The following is a 19,100-nucleotide window of genomic DNA, read 5'->3' on the forward strand; positions in this document are numbered from 1 at the left end:
GACGATGGAACGCGGGACACATAAGCCGCCGACACCCAATCGCCCCGCATCAGGTGGTGCGCGATCACATCCAGGTGTCCGGGGCTTTCGATGACTTCCACGGCCAAAAGGAACGCCGCGCGGGTGTCCGGCGGCATCGCGTCAATTGTGGATTGGAGTTCGGGTATCACACAACGAAAATGGCAGGGCCGGGGGAATAGATCAAGTCACGCAAAAGCCCGTCGATCACCGAAAAAACCGGCAGGGGCGACACACTGCCATCGTCCCGATACTCTTCTTCGCTCTCGACCGGACCAGCCTTGACCCGCTCGCGCTTCACAACCTTGCCGGGGGTGTAATCCGGTGCCAGCGAACCCGGCGCCCCAAGATCACGGATCGCCGCTTCAGTAATGGCGAATTTCACCGCGTCAGGTGCAGTGGCATCTGTGAATCCCGACAGCCATCGCCCGTTATATTTTGACGCAATGTAATCCTGCCCCCGCCGCAGCGCCGCCTCCTTTACCGTATCGTCACCAACCCAAGCCGCATAGCCGCGCGACACGGCATAGGCGTCCGCCTCGGCCAGCGTCAAAGCTGGGTCGATATAGGACAGCATCAGCCCTTGCCGCCCTTTTTGCCGCTGGAATTTTCGGCCGTTTTTTCCGCGCCGCTTTCAACCAAATCACCAGACACCAACCAGTGTTTTACAATCGGGTTTTTCTTGTGCGCAGTCAGCTCTTCGTTGTCAATTTCCAGCGCGCCCATGGCAGGCACAATGGTTTCTGGATCAAGGCCCAGGTCGCCTTTGGTGGTGTTGGTCAGTTTCATGGTGTTCCCTTTCAAAGCGCCCTCATAAAAGGGGCCGGTCGCCCAGCCCCTCGTTGAACGTGCTAAATCCCATCACCGTAGCTGATCGCCTTCGGCAGGCGCACGTCCAAGCCGCCCAAGCGGAACACACCGGGAATGGTGAACTGCAATCCCTCGATCTGCACCGGCAAAAACCGGTGAACCATTGGGATGTGCAGCTTCAGAACCTCGGGCGAGCGACGGTAAGCAATCATCCGCGCGGTGGTCCCTGCGCCCTTTTGCAGAAGCCCGCGCTTCCCACGGATCATCAAGGGTTGTCCCGTTTGCGCCGTATAAACGTTTGCCTTCTGGATGAATTCCAGAATCGTCATGCCGGTGTCGGTCAGGCGCGTCGAAGCGATATAGTTGAACCGCTCAGTCGGCAGAATCAGCGTGTCGGCCAGTTCGGTTTCCTTGGTGGTCGTACTGATACCGGTAATCAGCGCGTTCACGTCGCGGATGATCTGATCCGGCGTCTTTGTTGACCACGCTGTTGCCGACCCGGTGCCATCCGCCGTAACGGACGCAGCCGGAACACCGGTGTAGTCATACAGGCCCTCAAACCCCTTCACGGCGTCACCGTTCAGCGCAACGCCATAAACCATCTGCTCATAGGCACGGCGAGCCAGGCCAGCCTTGGTGCTGTCAAGCGGAACACCAAGCAAGCGCGCCTGGTTGATTTCCTCATAGCCATAGGAATAGCCGATACCAGCCGTATAGACCGCCGTTTCGTGCTGCTCCATATTGGCACCGACAACGGGGATATCCTTGCCGTTCCCGTTGATCCAGCCCGCCGCGCCCGCGCCATCCATCGAATAGTATGTGACGGATTTGGACCACTCACCGGCGGATGTATCAACCGGCACAAGCTCGGCGTAGTTCAGTTCCGGATAGCGGATCGCGTAAACGCCAGCCTCGATGTGAGAGGTCTGCTTCTGAGCGAACCCCAAAGACGCTTGCAAGGCGTCGTTGAATTGCGTGTGCATTGTCATCTGTTCAGGCCCCCTTAGCCCAGACGGATCGCGACCAGTTCATCGGCAGCGCCGCTGGTCTCGAAGATTGCGCCGGGAATGGCGAGGTTATCGGTGGTGGTGTCGGTAAACTTGCCCGCGCCACCGGCCACACGCATGTAAACGGGTGCGCCCGCCACAACGGTGTCAAATGCCGTGACCCAGATCACGCCTTTGGTCATAACCAAAGCACTGTCGGCCACGGCGAATTCGTCGCCAGTTGCAGACTGGTCGCGCACCGTGATGCCACGCACGACATCATTTGCGGCGGTGGCGGCTTGGACCTGCTTATCCGCAGTGCCCTGCTTGACCACTTTCCCGAACCCGATGGCGGCGGTTTGAACCTCACGGCTGATCAGCACATTTGGTTCGGTGTTCGCAATCATGCCATTCAGCGCGACGGGCATGGTTTCTGCATAGGTGGATTGAACAGCCATGATTAGGCCCCTTTCACGGGATCAGAGTTGCGATATGCCGACTGCAAATGCGCGACATTGGCCGCGTATGCATCATCGGCGATGTTGGTTCCGGCCTTTGGCACGGTGCCGCCCTTCATGCCGTCGGCGAATGGATCGGCCTTAGCGGCGTCTTTGGCGATGGCCTTGAACATGCCAACGATTTCGCCTTCTGACGCGTCTGCCACCATATCGTCACCCAGCTTATGGGCCACGACAGCCTTGCGCAGGTCAGCGTCGGAAACGCCGTCTGTCTTGGCGTCGGCGAAGATCGCCTTGGCAGTGCCTTCCAGCGCCACGCGATCTGCGACCAGCTTGGACACCTTTTCAGGGGTCATTGCAGCATCGGTCAGCTTTTTGGCATCAGCCTTGAGCGTGCCGATTTCCTCGTCTTTCGCCGCAATAGCAGCGGCATGGGCCGTTTCGGCATCGGTCAAAGCCTTGGCGGCGTCGGCCTTGAATTTCTCGATGGCACCAGCGTCAGCGACAGCGACTTGCACCGCCTGATCGCCCAGCACCACCGTTTTGAGAGCGTCGGACATGGTGTCCTCCTTCTTATTGCTCGTGGGGGGACAGGGCATAGCGCCCCAAGGTTTCGCACTGTCGCCAATGCGGAGTTGCTCGCCACCGCGCGCCTTCGCGACGATGGCAAGATGATTGATGCGGATCGGGCCGGTTTGCACCGCCTGATAAGGTGTGCCGTCAGGCGCTGTGCCATCCTGCATGGTGATCGGGGTGGTGTACCCCATCGAAACTTCCCGATTGCCGTCCTGCACTGCAGCAATCGCGGCTGCATCCATCAACCGGAACGGAACCTTGACGAACTCACCATCACGGGCAATTTCATCTCCGATATCGCCAACGGAATGCTGACGCCAATTGTCAGCCGTGACCTGTTCCGCCGGGTGGCCCATAGTCACCGGCTTTCCCGCGAATGTCGCCAAGCTGTCTTTGTGAAATACTGCCGCCTCGGGCCGGTAAACCGTGACTGTGCCGCCATCGATCAGGCCAAGTTCGCTTGCCCGATATGTCTGGCAGCCCGTGCGGGCGCAGCGGACCTCGCCAACCATGTAGCCGTCGGAGGTCTGGCGCATTCCGGTGATCGGGGCGCTGTCTGTGAATTTGATTTCGGTCATTGCGTCACGTCCTGCCCATCGCTCGGATCATCATCGTCGTCGCCCGAAGTCCGGTCCTTCGGAAATTCCTCGGCGTACCCTTCCAGCCCCGGAAAGGCGCCGGATTCAGTCAGCGCGTTAACCAATGCCGAACCTGCCGACTCTGGCGAAACTGCATCCATTTCCAGCGCGATCTTCATGGTTTCGGCGCTGATCTTGCCAACCTCGGCGCGCTCTTTCGCTGTTGGTTGCCAAAGCGGTCGCCAGTTGTAATGCAGGCCAGTGGGTCGCTCGCCCAAGGCAGACCTGATCAAACATTCATCCAGCGCCGACATGGATGGCTCCATGTGCAGGGTCTGCTGCACCCTGATCCTGTCATAGTAATTTCTGACGTCGCTTTCGCCTGTTGCATTGAGACCGCCCGGCGACTGCATGAAGAACAGCGTCATTGGGATGCCAACCGCTGCGCTTGCCAACTGCATGAAGCGGTCCATCACGTCAGGCAGCCCACCGAAACTGGCCGATTTCTGCTGGTAATCTTCCAGCGCATCCAGAAGCAACATGCCGTTGATGCCCTTGGCGGTTGCGGCCAATGTCATCCGGCGCAAAATCTCGGCCTCGTAAGCCTGCCCCCTGCTTTGCAGATTATTCATCAGCCCATCGACCTTCAAAACATCGACTTTGGCCTCATACAGCAGCGAATTGACGTTGGCAGCACCCTCATCAACCCGCCGCAGGTTGTCGATCATCCCCGGCAGAACTGAACCGCCCCAGCCATCGTGCGCATCATACCCGGCATCGTCGGCCAGCGGCGCAACGCCGTGCTGGATGACCAGCCGCGACGGGTGTATCTGCATCGCGCCAGCCATTCGGGTATTGACCGTCCAAAGACGCGGCTTGCCATATCCTGGCAAAGTCACATCGTCCTCTGGCTCACTGGCAGTAATTGACTGCCGTGAAAGAATTGTCAGATATTTGACGCCGCCCTTGCCGATCTTATCCGGGTCCAGCGGCTTCATCAGATCCTTGTCACCGGTCCCGATCACGATGGCCGCGCCGCCCATCAAGCGCGCCAGCCGCCGTGCCTCAAACATTTTGCCGCGCACGTCCAGCCGCTTTTCCTCGGCTTCGATCTTCGTGATGTCGGTCGATTCAGCCTGCCATTCCCGCCACTCACGGCAGGAATCCTCGGCAGGAAGATCAATGGCTCGCGCGATAATGCGTGACGACTTGTAGGCGGCAAGATATTGCGCCGGGTCATCAACCGGCATCGTGTATTGCGCAAGAAAACCCTTATCCCGACTGGTGCCCATGCCGGAAACGACGTTTTGCAGCCCATCTTTCGTCAGGCGATAGTGCGGTTTTGCCATCAGATCGCCCCCGTGTAAGATAGCCCATACCCGCCCAACATGTCCGCAACCGCGTCCATCATCGGGTCGATCTGGTCGTCATAGCCCGTTCCCAGGCCGTCAAATGTCTGCATTTCATATTTGAACGCCTGCGAAAAAGCCGCGTCCGATGGTATCCAAACCTGCCCGGTTGCCACCCATGGCGCTGCGTCCAGACCGCGCGTGTATTTATCCCGATTGCGTTGTATCCCCTCGATCGGGATGCCCTGACGCTTCAACGACTGGATCAGGCCGGTGCCTGACGACTTGTCCTCAACGCATAAACCACGAACAACCTTGCCGACGTGCTTCCGCCAGAATGCCAACGCGTTGCGCTCAAGATCGGGCGCTTCCCACTTGCCGCGCACTAGATCCACCAGAACCGCCGCGCCGCCTTTGGACTTACCCCACAATTCGATAACCGAATAATCGTTGCGTTCCTCGGTCTTCTGGGCCGTATCAGCATACATTCGGTAATAGTCTATTTCTGGCAATTCCGAGTGCCTGAACCATCTGACCCCTGCCATATCAAACAGCGCGCCCTCAATCGAAACAGGCCGCTGCATGTACTGGCTGGCGAAGGTGTAAGCGTCGGCTTTTAGCACCTCGATTTCGGCGGCATTGTGCTTTTCGGTCCAAAGCGGGCCATCCGGCAAGCCGTGTCCAATGGGCCTGCCGTGTGTCCATTCCGCTGGGTAATCCGCGCCGCCCTCAATCAATACCGGCAGATCGAGGTGATCCCATATCTCGCCGGTGCCTCCGGTCAACAGGTGGCCCGCGAAGTCGTCGCCGTGAAGCCGCTGCATGATAACAATGATCGGCACACCGTCATGCGCCAGTCGGCTGCGAAAGGTGTTGGTAGCCCGCTGATTGACTGTCTTGCGTTTCGTCGGGCTGAATGCGTCGTCAGGCTTTAGCGGGTCGTCCACGATCAGCGCGCCTGTAAAGCGCGTCTTGTCCATGTATCCCGCCCGAAAGCCGGTAATCGGGCCGCCCGCCGCTTTGGCGAGCATCCCTCCGTTTGCTGTCGTTTTCCATCGATCCTTGGCACTGGTGCTGGCGTCAATGCCAAACGCCCACATCGCCTGAAACTCTTCGGACTGGATCAGCCCCTTGATTTTGTCGCTGTTCTCGCGCGCCAGATCATCAGAAAATGTAGCATGAATAAACCGCGCCGCCGGGTTGATTGCAAATCCCCGCGCCGCAAAATTAACCACGGCCATTTCGGTTTTCGTGTACCCAGGCGGAAGAGTAATGATCAGCCGCGATATTTCGCCATTTAGAACCCTGTCCAGCGCTTGACCGATAACCCTGTGATGCGGGCCTTCGATCAGGTCCATCCCCTCGCGGAACGGGAAAAAGTAACGCGCAAAGCCCAGGCTAGTCCGCCTCGCCCACTCCTGCTGGATTTGTTGCTTTGTCGGTAAGGCGTTCAAGCTGGGCAAGCTCCTTATCCGTCAAGTTGGACAGGGCCACGCTTGGCTTTGGCGTCATTGTCCCGTCGCTGCTGGTGTGGTCTTTCTTGTCCGCCAGACCAAGCTCCCGGGCCACAATCGCCGCGTTCAGCAACCCAGCAGCAGCGCCGGTGAACTTTTGAGTGAAGATCACAGACTCGACCCACTGGCAGTCATGCTCGAACTCAGGCAGTGACCGGTAGCGCCGCCAGGTGTCGACGCTGATGTCGAGGAATAAGCACAGACCACCGATGGTCATCGCGTGCATTCGCCCGGTATCCGCCCGCGCAACTTGGCCTTCGTATGAAAATAGCTTTTCTTCTATCAGCGGGTTTTCAGTCACCCATTCGAAATATTCCACTGCGGCTGCTCGCAGCTGCTCTGGATTTTCGAATGTGGGCTTGCGTCCAAAAGTGCTGGATTGAGCCCAGAATTTATTGCCAGGGAGAAAGTATCCAGTGGCGGGGTCTTTTCCCTCCATTGTTGTCTCCTGCTGGTATGGTGGCTGCGGGGCCTGAAAACGCAAAACGCCCGGCAGGAATTAACCTCCGGGCGGAATGTGCCGTCTCATTATTCGGAGTTATTCAGGTTTCCGGGCCAAAGTCAACGACATTTCTGCGCTCCCTCGGCGATCTCCGTAAGATGCGCCAGTGCTGAATATGCCTCAATGCCTGCCCAGGTCGGTGCGCGCTGCAGCCAAAGCGGCCTGCTGGTACCATCCTCGACGGACTGAATCGCTGCTCGCTCCTGCCCCGTTAATCCGCGCAGATAGGAAGACCACCGCGACCACGATGCCCTTGCGTCGTCGTCTTTTTCATCAGCGGTTCGAATGTCCACGCTGTGAGATACGTCCGACTGCATCGGCTCAGGTGCAAGAGGCAGCGTGCTGCCGATGGATCCGCTGATTGAAAGAACCCTTGTGCGATAATTCCGGGCCGAAGCCAGAAACGCCTGCCATACGCGCCACATTCCGCGCAGATCGTCCTCGCTGCGCATCTGGCGCATTAGAACCCGCCCCAGATCATCGCCCGCCCACTCAGCAGTCATTGCCTGCCTGGCCCCGGGGCTTGGTGCGATGCCAAAGATTAAACACCTCGCGTCCAGCGCAGCGCGATCCGCACGCTTTGGCCGCCCGCCCACATTCCTCGCGGTCGGCTTCACCGATAACGCCGGAACGCCTGCAGGTCGAGGCGCTTTCGCTTTACTGCGCCGATCACCCTTGCCCAATTTGTGTCCTCCTTTGAGAAATTTCCGCTTTCAATCCGTTCATGCCCCCATCTGTGGATGGCGAAGTTTGCCGATTCCGTTCTGCCTGTGCGGCTCGCTCAATCGCTGCAGTCGCTGCCATCGCCGAAGCCACCCCACGTTCGAGAAACTCTGCAAGACTGATAGTTTCGGCGCGGCCATTGCGAACCTTTGCGTTGACCACCGTACCCGTGCTGCGAGCTGGCAGGCCGAGGTTGCGGCGCCGATGGCTGACCGATGCAGCGTCCGCGTATCCGAACACGCGCGCCATTTCCGTTGCGTTCACTCCGGCGGTCCACATGCGGATGAACGTGGCATTATCGCTTCGGTGCGCGGGCACCTGGTTGCCTGACCTGGACGGAAGGCCCAGCGCTTTGGCCTTTGAGCTTAGCGATTGGCGGCTGACCCCAAGCGAAGTGGCAATCCGAGATGTCGGCACATCCAGCCGGGACCATAGCGGCTCGATATCGGCCTTTGTTAGCCGCTTGAGCGGGCGCGGCCCGAGGGCCGATGTGATTTCGTTCCGGTTCGTCATTGGGTTCCTCCGGCGATTTTCTTCCAACGGTCCATTTTCTGTGCCCGGTCGTCTGGCCGAGCGGGACGCTGTCCGCCTTGGTTTGGCTGCATCGGTCCCGCCGCCAACTGGGCAGAGAGATTGCGCATCACGCCGTCCAGCGCCTTCGGCCCGTTTGGCGGCTCGTCATGCCTCGCCCTGCTTTGCTTGGCGGCATCCACGATGTTGAGGCATGGCAGATTGAGGTCGCGTCGCCATCGTCCGACGTGGATCGTTGCGGCAGGCGGCATCCAGTGTGTCGGCACCCGGTCACGGATGCCCACGGCGGCCATGACCTCGGAAAGCAATCGATCATCGTCCCACGAACTCGGATCGTCTCGCGCCTCGCGCGCACTGCTACTACTATTCTGGCTTCTGGCTTCTGGCTTCTGGGCTTTATCCTCGGGGTTAACCCCCAAATCGTCACTTCCCCTTGTTTTTAAGGATGGGTTGCCACCCATTCGACCATTTGACTTGTCTCGTTCGGCCTTTTTAAAGTCCTCAATCATGCGCGAAGAAGCAACGAATGAACCCTGAACGGTGGTCGAAACGCCAGCATCGGCCAATTCGGCCATGAGTTTTCGGGTGGTTCTGGGGTTGTCCCCGAGAATGTCAGCAAGCTCTTTTTCGGTCATAGGCCGCCCCTGCACTTCGAGCCTCCCGGTGCCGGATTGGTGCATCAGACAAAGCATATCGATCCACAGAGAGCGGGCTGCTCTGGATACCAGTCTGAGCTTGTGCTCCCCCAGCCAGTCGTTGGTGTAGAATTTCAGCCAAGGGTCAGCCAAGGTGCGCCTCCCAGATCCGGTTCAGCGCCACGTTACAGTACACATTTGCGGTGCCGATTGGCCCCTGACGCTGCTTGGCCACGATGATTTCAAGCCGGTTTCTTGCGTGCTCCATGGCGTTTTGCCAGGCCTCAAATGCGTCGTTGTCATGCATCTCCGGCTGCTCACGCTCAAGGTAATATTCGTCGCGATAACAAAACATGACGGCATCAGCGTCTTGCTCCAACTGCCCGGATTCGCGCAGATCAGAGAGCATCGGGCGCTTGTCATCGCGGGATTCCAAGGCGCGGGAAAGCTGTGAAAGGGCCAAGATCGGGACGTTCAATTGCCCAGCCAATGCCTTTAGGGACCGGCTGATTTCTGAAACCTCATCATATCTGGATCGCGCACCCTGAACCTTTAGAAGTTGCGCATAGTCAACGATCAGCAGTCCCATTTCGTTACCCATGATGCGCTTCGCCTGCTTGGCGCCAGCGGCCATTGCGCCAATATCCGCATATTGCCTTGACAGGAATTGGATCGGCAGGCTGGCGACCTCCTTTGCGGATTCCGCCAGTGCCTCCATCTGCCAGTCAGTCAGGTCACCACCTCGAATGTCGCGATAGCTGATCGCCTTGCTGATGCGCGCGGTGCCCTCGGACAGCGCGCGCAGGGCCATGGCTTCGGGGTTCATCTCCAATGAACAGATCACTACGCCATGTCCCGCCCTGGCGGCATTCAGGGCCACGTTGAGGGCCACACTCGTCTTACCCATGGATGGCCTGCCACCCAGCAAGATCAGTTCGCCAGGGTACAGGCCCGTCACCATATTATCGAGCGACTCGATCCCCGTCTGAACGAACGTGCCAGTGTCGCCGTTTCTCGCTGCCATGACTTGCTCAAGAGCGGTGGAAACGGCGGATGTCATGGAGATTGGTCGGGGCGCGTTACCGGTACCCTCGATCGCCATCAGCGCCCCCTCAAGGCGCGCTGCAATAACATCGGCGGGCTGATCGCTGGCCATCGTTGCGGATGTGGCGGTTCGCAGCGCGTCCATCAGAAGCCGCCGCGCGCGCGTTTCAGCCAGAACGCGGCAATAATGCTGCATGTGGCTGCTGGCGCTTGTAGCACCGGCAATCCGCATCAGGTATCCCGCCCCGCCCAGCTCGCTCAATGGCTCGTAGGCCCGCGCCCACTCGGCCAGTGTCGAAGGACTGGCAAGAATGCCGTTTCTGTCCATGCTTCGGATCTTGGAATAGATCGCTTTGTGGACAGCATCGTGGAACAGGTTCTCACCGCCATCTGCCTCAATGGTCGGCAGTCCATCAGTTGCCAACAGCAGCGCGCCAAGCACCTGCTGTTCGCATTCGACATCATGCGGGACATAATCCATTGGGATTATCTGTGCTGTTTCACCCATGGCCGCTTGCCTGCTTTGCAGCGGCTTTTTCTGCCAGCTTTAGGGCGATTTCACCTATGCTTCGCCATTCCCCGTTGACGCACTGCGGCTCGCTCTCGTATTGTTTGGCCTCAGCCATTGCCTGATCCTCCGTTGATCGGGTTGCGGTTTGAGGCCGTGGGTGTTTGCCCACCTGCGGCCTCGTCTATCTCAATACCCTGCACCGTCACGCAAGTGCCTGCGACAGGCCCCCAGACCTTCACAACGCGCGCGTCGGCCACTTGGCTGTCGTCGGACCATGCAATGCGGTTGAGCCCGTCTTTTACGGCTTTCAAGCAGTTGTCGCCGTCGGGCTTTTGGGTGTGATATCGCCCCAGGAATGCAGCGGTCTTTTTCTTTGACCAGCTTTTTGCAGGGACGAACGTTGCGGTGACGACAATCTTCACCGGACCCGATAATGGCGCCGGGAAATACGGCAGTGCGATCTGCCCAACCTGCCGTTCAAAGCTGACGGTTTCTTTGGGCGTGTACATGCGGGCAAATCCGCAGCGGGCGGTTGCTCTCGCCCGCTGCTTGCCAAACGGTTTGCCGGGAATTGTGAAACGGATGGTGGTCATGGCGATCTCAGATCAGTTCTGGCTGGCGATAATCGACCCGATCAAGCCAACGAAACGCAGGCTCGCCGACCCAATCCTTGCGCCAGACGAACCATGCGTTCCGTTGCGGTGGACTGCCCTCGCCTGTGAAGTCCAGTTTCCAGCGCATCAGATAGCTGTACGAAAACGGTTGATTGTCGAGAATTGCGCCGAGGCCATTAGCCTTTGCCGCTGGCCAGTCCCAAGACAGCAAAAGGGCGAGGTAATCCCATCCTGGCATGTCAAGGGTGTGCCGCAGCCATCTGCCGTGGCCGTCGCGGGCATTGACCAGATTGTACGGCGGGTTGGTGATGATTGCCCGGCACCGTGATCGGCGGCATGTGAAATAATCTGCGGTCCAGCTATCAGGGCAGCCACGGTCGATCAGATCAGATGCACAACACGGGATACCTGCAGAGCGGATTTCACGCACCAGCGCGCCGTCACCACAGGCGGGTTCCCAGACGGACCCGCATTCGCGTATCCTTTCACCATCGGCAGCGAGCAAAGCGCGGATAGCTTCTGGCTGCCCGGTTGGGTAAAAGTCTGCGTCACGCCGTGCTGCATTTGGCCGATCTTGCCGGGGCAACAACAGTCCCAACGGCACCCCAAGGTCAGGCTTCAATCTTGTGGCGCGAAACAATGATTTTGCAGATGAAGTCACTTCCGGCCCCCTTGCAATTCCAGCTTTCGCGTGATGCCAAGCTGCGCCATGGCTTCATCACTGCGCGCACGGCAAGCCTCGATCCAGCCGAGACACTCTTCGACGGTGGACATGCTCGCAGCCTTTGTGATCGCGTGTTGATCTGTCATTGCGCTGCCACCGCACTCGCGGCGCGCGCCCGCAATACCTCGATCAGCCGGGTTTGTTCGGAAACGCCGAATTGCCCACCATCTGGCGTTGCAGCCAGCTTGAGCTTGCCAAAGCGAGCTTTGCAATCCGCCGCATCGATCCCGAGATCAAGCGCGACGGCACCCAGCTTTGATCCTCGGGCAAGGCCGGTGACCAAATCCAGATCAACACCGGCTGACCACGGCGCTGGAAACCCCAACAGGTCCAGCCATTTGTTAATTTCGCGGTGCCAGATGGGCGCATTTTCCGGCGGCGCGACCGGCGGTGCGGGTTTGGGCGACGGCTCGGGCGCTGGCTGCCACTCAATGGGTTCATCCCCCGAGCGCGCCGCTTCGGCCCGATCACTCAAACTCGACTTCAGCCGAAATGCCACGGCGCCGGGTGTGCGGCCGAGCTGCGGACCAATGATTTTGGACACCGCGTTGTTCGACGCGTCAGGCTGTGAGGCGACTGCGGCAAGGATGGCCTCATCTTCCTCATCGGTCCACGGCTCGCCATTTTTTGACGCACGCTCCAAAGCGCGCGGTCCTTTCGGCGCGTCGGGGGTCGGAAGGGTGGTGACCTCTTCAACTGGCTTTTCCGGCTCAGCGATGTTCTCTTGGGTATCCGGGTGGTGCGCTTCTGCCTCTGCGACAGGCGCGAAGCTCTCCGGCCCCGCGACATCCACTTGCGCCGGGAACAGCGGGCACCGGATCATCAACGGCCCGGTCAGGTCAATCACTGGCGCGGTGCCTATGGCGTATTCAAGCGCCGATGCGGCATCGGCCATCGCTGACAGGGTGGTGACCAGATCGCGCAAATCATCGGGGTTCATGCGTGTGAAATCGTGGGACATGGGGCGTCTCCTTTTTAAGCCCCGGCTCCAATGCCGCGCCGTTCGAAACGCGCAAGGGGGCCGGGGGACCGGTGTAATGAGCACCGGTATTCTGTGAGGGCGGTCATTTGCGCGCCTCAATAGTTTTGCTCAAAAACTTTTGTGTCGGGACCAGCCGTGAGGCGATCCACTCAAGGCTGATCCCTGCCCCGGCCAGCAGCGCGATAAGCGCCGTGACCGTCCAAAGCGCAGGATATGCAAGCGCCTTCATTTTCCACCTGCCATGTGGTCAAGGTACACCTGCCCGTGCATCATGGCGGCAAGGGTGGTTGTGTCGCCGGATGGCGCGTTCAAGCCCTGCCACCAGTTGTTCGCAGTCTGGTATCGCACCCCGTAAACGACGCTGACCTCTTCGGCGTTGCGGTAGTTTGCCTGTAGGAATTGCGCGAACCGATGCTTGAAAAACATCTTGAAACCGCGCGGGTCCAAAACTTTGGTATGGGACTTTTGCATAACTGATACTCCATGTTTCTGGTGTGATGCAGAAACTTGAAAATCAGCGTGTGTGGGGGCGGCGGTCATTGCGCCGCCCCTTCTTTTGTGCGCTCGGCAGGTGGGACATGACGCGGGCCAAAGATATCAGGCCTGAGCACATGCCGGGATACCTGCCCTTCAGTGCTGTCGTCGAGCTTCTTGGCCATATCGGCGGTGATGCTCTTAGCCTTCAGCAGATAGGAGATTTGTTGCTGCGAACAGCCAATCGCCTCAGCCAGCTTTGCCTGCGAGCCGTGGTGCCTAATGGCTCGTTCAACTTGTGTGCGGATCATGTTCATACAAGTTTACTAGTATAATGCTGGGGAGCAGTCAACTAGCAAACTTGTCTGTCAGAAAACAAGGTGGCTGGTATGGTGTGTAGGAAATGACGCTCGCTCAAAACACCAGACGAATCCGCCGCGAACGCGGCATGTCACAAGCTGCGCTGGCTGAGGCTGCGGGCGTGAAGCAACAGCTAATTTCTCAAATTGAACGCGGCGTGAATACCACGACTAAAAAGCTTCCTGAGATTGCTCGCGCGCTGGGGTGCAGAGTTCACGACCTAGAGCCAAATTATCGGACCGATGGGAGCGAGGACCAAGCCGAGCTGCTGAGCAAATTTAATCAGATTCTGAACGGCGAGAATGAAGCGCAATTGCAGATGCTAGACGACTATTTTGACTTCCTTCTTTCAAAGTATCGCCAGCCTGATGATAGCAACGAATGAACGATTCAAGTTCCTCGATATCTAAAAGACTTGCCTTTTTTAACATCTCTTTCCGCATGCCGCGCCCCGCCCTGTTCTCAATTTGTTCACGTTACGTCAATGGCGCGGATTCGGTCAAGGATTGGCAAGGCGCGACTTAAACAAACTAATTTCTTGGAAATTTTAACCGCAAAGGAAACCAAAATGGCCTCTATCGATGACCAAGTGAAGGATTTGCAGGCACAAATCCGACGCCAGGAAGAAGCAATTGATATACTGATGAAATCAATTCAGGATCTTGCAATCTACAGCCACTTTCAGCACGGCGGCCAACCTGACGGAGAATGGGCACGCGAAACCGAAAAACGCCCGACACCAAAATCAGTCTGGAACCGAGCGTATCTGGCGTATTTCAAGGTCCGTGTTTCTGGCGGTTATCCTCCAAAGCAGATTGTCGCCGCTGCGGAACCGGAATGATTATTCGATACTGACCAGACGATAGGTCAGCCGAGACCCCTTGTATCTGATATCAACCCTGTCCCCGGCTGCCTCAACGGTGCAATCAGGATCATCATCGACCCGCACCACGCTGCGCGCGATGCTTGGCATACTGTCCGCGTGGCCTTGGCGCGCCACAGCGGAGTCCATCGCATGGCGTGCCACTGGGCCGATTTCGTCGGCAAGCGCCTGAAGGCCCGCGAGCAATGCAAAATTTGACGGCATTCTTTCACCTTTCAATAGAGTAGAGACCCGGCCCCGCGCCGGGTTTTTCTTTGCCTACTGTAGCAGGTGATTCTGTTAATTACTAGATTTCTTGTTTTCCCACTTGACCGGCTCACTAGTTTACTTGTACACCTTCCCTATCACCGGCCTCACGGCCACCGGATAGGAGAGACGCAAGATGAATATCCCCTCCACGCTTTTCATGGTCTGGACAGACTTTGGCCCAGCCATCGGCCAGGGTGTCGAAGCAGACCCGGCCCCCATGTTTGATGATGCCGTTGATCAATACGCCGAGGCCCGCCGCGATGATCGCGCCGCCATCATCTGGCGCATCGACACCCCGCACAATGGTCAGGCTGGCATGGCAACAGATGTAACCGCCGATGCCGAAGATTGCATCCGCCGCCGCTGCGCCGCCAGCTGCACCGATCTGCCCGATTGGCTGTTTGATCGCCACCAGATCGCAGCCGAATGACCCCCGAAATAACTGCCACGCGCCAATCCCAAAACGGCGCGCACCTTCCGGGGGCGGTGAAGTCCTCCCCACTGTCCCCGGACTTTTCAGATCACACCCTCGCCAGCCAGCACGGCGCGCCTTGGGGCCACATCGACACAATCCGCGAAATACTGCGGGCGAAGGAGAAGAGCGCAATGACCTATCATGAGTATCTTAAGGCGGTGAACGAAGCTGCCTACGCCGCATTGCGCCGGGGCTTGAGTGACGCCCGCGATGTCAGCGCCTTACGCCAGATTGCCGCCGCAACCGACGCGCTTGTCGATCAAAACGCGCCCCGTGCTCTGGGGAATGCACAGTGATCCGCCCCGACGAAAACCTTGAGGCGTTCCACCTCTATGACAGCGCGCGCGAAATCCCAGCGCCCGACGACACGCCCTATCCACCGGCCATCTGCCTGTTGATCTGGATCACCATCACCATCGCCGTTTGGCTGGCCATGGTTGTCGCTTGGAAGGCCGCCGGTTGGATTTTCGGCAAGGCCATCGCCCAGGCTGCATTCGATGCCGCCGCATGCGCATTTTGAGAGGATAACGACAATGAATGATATGACCGTTACCGAACCGAATACGGCAATCGCCCTGCCTGCCCCCACGCAACTTGCGGCGGTGCTGACCAACAAGGCCGAAACCAACGACCTGTTGGCTCGCATGATCGCCGATGGTGACGCCGAGTTCGCAAGCCTATCCCCCGATACGGCGAAGGGTCGAAAGGCGCTGATTTCCCTCGCCAACAAGGCCAGCACAACGCGCGCCGAAATTATCAGGCAGGCGAAGGCCCTGACCGAAGAATGGCGCACCAAGACCGCCGCAGTAAACGCGGGAAAAAAGGCTTTTGAGGATGGTCTTGCCGAGGCGCGCGACAAGTGGCGGAAACCCGTCACAGATTGGGAGGTGGCCGAGGAATCGCGCGTTGAGATGCACCAGCGAAACCTCAATTCCTTTGACTTGGGGAGGGTGGATGGATCGTCTTCATCCGAAGATATTCGCGCCTGGGTCGCCCACGTCGAGGCCCTGACCACCGGCCCGGAATGGGATGAATTTCAGCCGATAGCCGAGGCCCGCAAGGAAGCAGCGCTGGCGCACTATCGCACGTTGCTGGCAGCCGCCGTGAAGGCCGAAGCCGACGCCGCCGAACTGGCCCGCCTGCGGGCCGAAGCTGATGCGCGCGCCCGGAAGGATGCCGAAGAAGCCGCCGCGAAAGCAGAGGCCGACCGGCTGGCTGCTGAGAAGGTCAAGCAGGAACGTATTGCAGCTGAAAAGATCGAGGCCGACCGCATTGCGGCCGAACGCGCGGAGGTAAAGCGGATCGCAGATGAAAAGGCCGAGGCTGCTCGCCGTGAGCAGCACGAGCGAGACAAGGCCGAAGCCGCAGAGCGCGCCCGGGTCGAAGCGCAGCAGCAGGCCGAACACGACCGGATTGCCGCAGATGAGCGGCACAAGAAGGAACTGGCCGAGGCGAAGGCCCGCGAAGAAGCGGCAGCGCAGCGGGAACGTGACCGGCTCGAAATCGAACGCAGGGCCGAAGCTGATGCGCGCGCCAAACGTGAAGCCGATCAGGCGCACCGTGCGCGGATCAGGAACGAAATCGCAGCGGGCCTGAAAGCGCTCGAAGCCGGGAATTGGTTTGCACTGGCCGACGCCCTGATCGACGGCAAGGTGCCACATTGTGAGGTGAGAATATGAGCGACTTCCTGAAATCCGGCGTCCACCAAATTGACGCTGACCGATACCACGCTGATCCGTGTCAGGCCCCCAGCCTATCCAGCACCGTCGCCAAGATACTGCTGGCCCAATCGCCGCTTCACGCATGGACCGCATCGCCACGGCTAAACCCGGATTGGGAACCGAAAGACAGCAAGACGTTTGATATTGGTAGGGCCGCACACCGGGCGACCCTGGGCGCTGGATCAGACTTCTGCGCCATCCCAGACGGCATTCTCGCCAGCAATGGCGCGGCATCGACCAAGGCTGCAAAGGACTTCATCGCCGAAGCGCGTGACGCTGGCCTGACGCCATTGAAGTCCGGAGAGGTGGTGCAGATCGACGCCATGAAGGCCAAGATCGCTGACAAGCTGACCGCGCTACAGATCGACCTGGACCCCGCTCACTCGGAAATCGTCGCGTTAGCACAGATGGATAGCATCTGGTGCCGCGCCATGATCGACAATGTGCCGGCCGATCCGCGTGCGCCATTGTACGACTTCAAAACCACCACCGACGCCAGCCCGGACGCCGCCATGCGCGCCGTGATGAATTACGGATACGATATTCAGGCTGCGCACTATCTCGACACATGGAAGGCCGCGACCGGCGATGATCGCCTGTTCCGGTTTATCTTCCAGGAAAAAGAGGCCCCGTTTGAGGTCTCCGTGATCGAGGTCGGCCCGGACTCACTGGCGATGGCTCGCAAGAAGATCGCCCGAGCGCGCGCGATGTGGGCAAATTGCCTGCACGCCGACGACTGGCCCGGCTATCCGCTTGGGGTTCATCGGATCGAACTGCCCGAGTTCTTCCACGCCAAATGGTTGGAGCGCGAAAGCGTTGATGCCGATTACAAGCGCCGCACCGGCAGGGATGTGCTCGACGCCGCCCGCCAATGGCAATCCCCAGAAACCTATCGCATCGCAGGAGAGTGACCATGACACAGTTTGTAGCCGTGAGGTTCAACCCGTGGGATTATCGGTCCTACACCTATTGCCATGACGGAGAGCCAGTTGCCCCTGGCGACATGGTGGAGGTCAACACCCCGAAGGAAGGACCGAAGACTGTGGTGGTTGAGTCGGTGACCAACACCGCCCCGGCGTTCCAGTGCAAGCCCGTTTCGCGAGTGATCAAGCGCACCGCCGATGACGAGGTGACGGAATGAGCGCCATGATCCGCTTCATCCCCGTCGCCGAACTGAACGACCCCCTGACGCTGGCCATCGGCCTGTCTGGTGGGTCGGGCACCGGCAAGACCTATTCCGCCCTGCTGATGGCGCGGGGCATCGCAGAGGTTACGACTGGCAAGACCGGCGCACCCATCGGTTATGTGGACACGGAAAACCGTCGCGCCCTGCATTACAAGCAAGCGTTCCCAGAAATGTGCCATTTCGACATGAAAGCCGTGGACGACGCCGGGAAAATGATCGGCTTTGGCCCGGAGCGGTGGATTGAAGTGATCGACGCCGCAGAGGCCGCAAATCTGCCAGTGGTGATCTTGGACAGCTTTTCTCACGCTTGGGAGGGCGTTGGCGGGGTTCTGGACCTGCAAGCGCAGGTGTTGGACCGGCTGACCGGCGGTGACGACAGCAAGAAAAACCAGCGCAGCCAGTTGGCGTGGGCAGAGGTAAAGCCTCGCTATCGCCGCCTGATCGACCGGATTGTACGCGCCAAATGCTCGATGATTATCTGCACCCGCGCAAAGCCAGTCATGCAGGAGAAATCTGCCAAGACAGGGTGGAAGGAAGTCAACGCCCGCGCCACAAAAACGCGCCGTCAGGATGTGCCGTGGGATCCGGCGAGCGATGGCGACCTGATGTTTGAAATGACCGCAATGGTGATCCTCGACCCATCAGCCCCTGGCTGCCCGGTGCATCAAATCAAAGTCGCCGATCAGTTCAAAGGTCTGCTCGATGCCCGGCGCCCCATGGGCGTGGAAACAGGGCGCGCCATGGCCGAATGGGCGAAGAGCCAAGGCAGCGGGCAACAGGATAAGGCAGTTCTCGACTCGGCTCGCGAGGCGGCGCGTGGCGGCAAGGAGGCTTTCACCACCTGGTGGAACGAACACAAAGAGGATCGCGCTTTGGTCAAGACGATACTGGCCGAATGCCAGGATTTGGCGGCGAACGCGGATGCAGCGAAGGACGAAAGCGAGAGCGACGATCCATTTGCAAACACGGATGACGCCCCACGCCTCACCCCCGAACAAGAAGCCGAAATCCAGCGCGAAATTGACGAACGGAACGCGAGGGAGTCGGCGTGACCCTGCGCCCGAATGGGACGCTGGTTTTCAAGTGGAACGAGCATGATATCAGAGTTTCCGAAATCCTCTCCCTGACGGATCAGAAGCCTCTTTTCGGCAGTCGGTCGGGGAAGAACGCAAAATCACACTGGATCGTATTCATGAA

Annotated in this window: 28 protein-coding genes; 9 read left to right on the forward strand and 19 right to left on the reverse strand. The window is 59.0% G+C overall.

All coding sequences use genetic code 11. The annotated features are described in order from the left end of the window. Positions 1–166 precede the first annotated feature (166 nt). The 18 genes from C8265_RS01890 to C8265_RS01970 form a co-directional block, all read right to left on the reverse strand. Positions 167–595 carry a DnaT-like ssDNA-binding protein gene (locus C8265_RS01890; RefSeq protein WP_108482266.1) on the reverse strand — a complete coding sequence of 143 codons (429 nt, stop codon included), beginning with the start codon at positions 593–595 and terminating at the stop codon, positions 167–169. Continuing rightward, positions 595–807 (reverse strand): hypothetical protein, encoded by a 213-nt coding sequence (locus C8265_RS01895; protein ID WP_108482267.1) that lies wholly within the window; start codon positions 805–807, stop codon positions 595–597. Before C8265_RS01895 ends, C8265_RS01890 begins: the two co-directional genes overlap by 1 nt. 62 nt (positions 808–869) lie before the next feature. Beyond that, positions 870–1,817: a DUF2184 domain-containing protein gene (locus C8265_RS01900; protein ID WP_206050231.1), complete on the reverse strand. Its 948-nt coding sequence runs from the start codon at positions 1,815–1,817 to the stop codon at positions 870–872. 14 nt (positions 1,818–1,831) lie between these two features. Next, positions 1,832–2,272 carry a structural cement protein Gp24 gene (locus C8265_RS01905; protein WP_108482268.1) on the reverse strand — a complete coding sequence of 147 codons (441 nt, stop codon included), beginning with the start codon at positions 2,270–2,272 and terminating at the stop codon, positions 1,832–1,834. A gap of 2 nt (positions 2,273–2,274) precedes the next feature. Continuing rightward, positions 2,275–3,426, reverse strand: a complete 1,152-nt coding sequence (locus C8265_RS01910; protein WP_108482269.1) for a DUF2213 domain-containing protein — start codon at positions 3,424–3,426, stop codon at positions 2,275–2,277. Then, positions 3,423–4,775 (reverse strand): DUF1073 domain-containing protein, encoded by a 1,353-nt coding sequence (locus tag C8265_RS01915; RefSeq protein ID WP_108482270.1) that lies wholly within the window; start codon positions 4,773–4,775, stop codon positions 3,423–3,425. The genes C8265_RS01910 and C8265_RS01915 overlap by 4 nt, the downstream gene beginning before the upstream one ends. Then, positions 4,775–6,229 (reverse strand): phage terminase large subunit, encoded by a 1,455-nt coding sequence (gene terL, locus C8265_RS01920; protein ID WP_206050233.1) that lies wholly within the window; start codon positions 6,227–6,229, stop codon positions 4,775–4,777. Before terL ends, C8265_RS01915 begins: the two co-directional genes overlap by 1 nt. Continuing rightward, on the reverse strand, positions 6,174–6,728 hold the full coding sequence (locus tag C8265_RS01925; protein ID WP_108482272.1) for a terminase small subunit: 555 nt from the start codon (positions 6,726–6,728) through the stop codon (positions 6,174–6,176). The genes terL and C8265_RS01925 overlap by 56 nt, the downstream gene beginning before the upstream one ends. 122 nt (positions 6,729–6,850) lie before the next feature. Further along, complete coding sequence (locus C8265_RS01930; RefSeq protein ID WP_126623130.1) at positions 6,851–7,294, reverse strand: hypothetical protein; 444 nt, start codon at positions 7,292–7,294, stop codon at positions 6,851–6,853. Between the two features lie 166 nt (positions 7,295–7,460). Beyond that, positions 7,461–8,027 carry a hypothetical protein gene (locus tag C8265_RS01935; RefSeq protein WP_108482274.1) on the reverse strand — a complete coding sequence of 189 codons (567 nt, stop codon included), beginning with the start codon at positions 8,025–8,027 and terminating at the stop codon, positions 7,461–7,463. Further along, on the reverse strand, positions 8,024–8,680 hold the full coding sequence (locus C8265_RS01940; protein WP_126623131.1) for a hypothetical protein: 657 nt from the start codon (positions 8,678–8,680) through the stop codon (positions 8,024–8,026). Before C8265_RS01940 ends, C8265_RS01935 begins: the two co-directional genes overlap by 4 nt. Positions 8,681–8,825: 145 nt before the next feature. Continuing rightward, complete coding sequence (locus tag C8265_RS01945) at positions 8,826–10,205, reverse strand: replicative DNA helicase (RefSeq protein WP_164512239.1); 1,380 nt, start codon at positions 10,203–10,205, stop codon at positions 8,826–8,828. Positions 10,206–10,224: 19 nt separating this feature from the next. Then, the gene (locus tag C8265_RS19870) at positions 10,225–10,350 is read right to left on the reverse strand and encodes a hypothetical protein (protein ID WP_276308483.1); all 126 of its coding nucleotides are present in this window, start codon (positions 10,348–10,350) and stop codon (positions 10,225–10,227) included. Then, positions 10,343–10,828 carry a RusA family crossover junction endodeoxyribonuclease gene (locus tag C8265_RS01950; RefSeq protein ID WP_108482277.1) on the reverse strand — a complete coding sequence of 162 codons (486 nt, stop codon included), beginning with the start codon at positions 10,826–10,828 and terminating at the stop codon, positions 10,343–10,345. Before C8265_RS01950 ends, C8265_RS19870 begins: the two co-directional genes overlap by 8 nt. Before the next feature lie 7 nt (positions 10,829–10,835). Continuing rightward, positions 10,836–11,447 carry a hypothetical protein gene (locus C8265_RS01955; protein WP_126623132.1) on the reverse strand — a complete coding sequence of 204 codons (612 nt, stop codon included), beginning with the start codon at positions 11,445–11,447 and terminating at the stop codon, positions 10,836–10,838. Between the two features lie 208 nt (positions 11,448–11,655). Then, positions 11,656–12,534, reverse strand: a complete 879-nt coding sequence (locus C8265_RS01960) for a hypothetical protein (protein WP_108482279.1) — start codon at positions 12,532–12,534, stop codon at positions 11,656–11,658. A 246-nt stretch (positions 12,535–12,780) separates the two neighbouring features. Further along, positions 12,781–13,095, reverse strand: coding sequence for a hypothetical protein (locus C8265_RS01965; protein ID WP_126623133.1), 315 nt, complete (start codon positions 13,093–13,095; stop codon positions 12,781–12,783). After that, a complete protein-coding gene (locus tag C8265_RS01970) occupies positions 13,092–13,346 on the reverse strand; it encodes a transcriptional regulator (protein WP_108482281.1) in 255 nt (84 codons plus the stop codon). The genes C8265_RS01965 and C8265_RS01970 overlap by 4 nt, the downstream gene beginning before the upstream one ends. 86 nt (positions 13,347–13,432) lie before the next feature. Between C8265_RS01970 and C8265_RS01975 the strand changes: the two genes are divergently transcribed. Both C8265_RS01975 and C8265_RS01980 read left to right on the forward strand, forming a co-directional pair. After that, positions 13,433–13,774 carry a helix-turn-helix domain-containing protein gene (locus C8265_RS01975; protein WP_108482282.1) on the forward strand — a complete coding sequence of 114 codons (342 nt, stop codon included), beginning with the start codon at positions 13,433–13,435 and terminating at the stop codon, positions 13,772–13,774. Between the two features lie 183 nt (positions 13,775–13,957). Continuing rightward, the gene (locus C8265_RS01980; RefSeq protein WP_126623134.1) at positions 13,958–14,230 is read left to right on the forward strand and encodes a hypothetical protein; all 273 of its coding nucleotides are present in this window, start codon (positions 13,958–13,960) and stop codon (positions 14,228–14,230) included. On the opposite strand, the gene C8265_RS01985 is transcribed toward C8265_RS01980, so the two are convergent. After that, a complete protein-coding gene (locus C8265_RS01985; RefSeq protein WP_108482284.1) occupies positions 14,231–14,476 on the reverse strand; it encodes a hypothetical protein in 246 nt (81 codons plus the stop codon). 178 nt (positions 14,477–14,654) lie between these two features. Between C8265_RS01985 and C8265_RS01990 the strand changes: the two genes are divergently transcribed. From C8265_RS01990 to C8265_RS02020, 7 genes are all read left to right on the forward strand, one after another. Beyond that, a complete protein-coding gene (locus C8265_RS01990) occupies positions 14,655–14,951 on the forward strand; it encodes a hypothetical protein (protein WP_126623135.1) in 297 nt (98 codons plus the stop codon). A 176-nt stretch (positions 14,952–15,127) separates the two neighbouring features. Further along, positions 15,128–15,292: a hypothetical protein gene (locus tag C8265_RS19380; RefSeq protein ID WP_164512240.1), complete on the forward strand. Its 165-nt coding sequence runs from the start codon at positions 15,128–15,130 to the stop codon at positions 15,290–15,292. Continuing rightward, a complete protein-coding gene (locus tag C8265_RS02000) occupies positions 15,289–15,516 on the forward strand; it encodes a hypothetical protein (protein WP_108482287.1) in 228 nt (75 codons plus the stop codon). Before C8265_RS19380 ends, C8265_RS02000 begins: the two co-directional genes overlap by 4 nt. A gap of 13 nt (positions 15,517–15,529) precedes the next feature. After that, the gene (locus tag C8265_RS02005; RefSeq protein WP_108482288.1) at positions 15,530–16,675 is read left to right on the forward strand and encodes a hypothetical protein; all 1,146 of its coding nucleotides are present in this window, start codon (positions 15,530–15,532) and stop codon (positions 16,673–16,675) included. Beyond that, positions 16,672–17,628, forward strand: coding sequence for a PD-(D/E)XK nuclease-like domain-containing protein (locus tag C8265_RS02010; RefSeq protein WP_108482289.1), 957 nt, complete (start codon positions 16,672–16,674; stop codon positions 17,626–17,628). The genes C8265_RS02005 and C8265_RS02010 overlap by 4 nt, the downstream gene beginning before the upstream one ends. Positions 17,629–17,630: 2 nt before the next feature. Then, positions 17,631–17,858, forward strand: coding sequence for a hypothetical protein (locus C8265_RS02015; protein WP_108482290.1), 228 nt, complete (start codon positions 17,631–17,633; stop codon positions 17,856–17,858). Next, positions 17,855–18,955 carry an AAA family ATPase gene (locus tag C8265_RS02020; protein ID WP_240610939.1) on the forward strand — a complete coding sequence of 367 codons (1,101 nt, stop codon included), beginning with the start codon at positions 17,855–17,857 and terminating at the stop codon, positions 18,953–18,955. The genes C8265_RS02015 and C8265_RS02020 overlap by 4 nt, the downstream gene beginning before the upstream one ends. The last annotated feature ends 145 nt before the right edge of the window (positions 18,956–19,100 follow it).

It is taken from the genome of Oceaniglobus ichthyenteri (genome assembly GCF_003057885.1).
GTDB lineage: Bacteria > Pseudomonadota > Alphaproteobacteria > Rhodobacterales > Rhodobacteraceae > Oceaniglobus > Oceaniglobus ichthyenteri.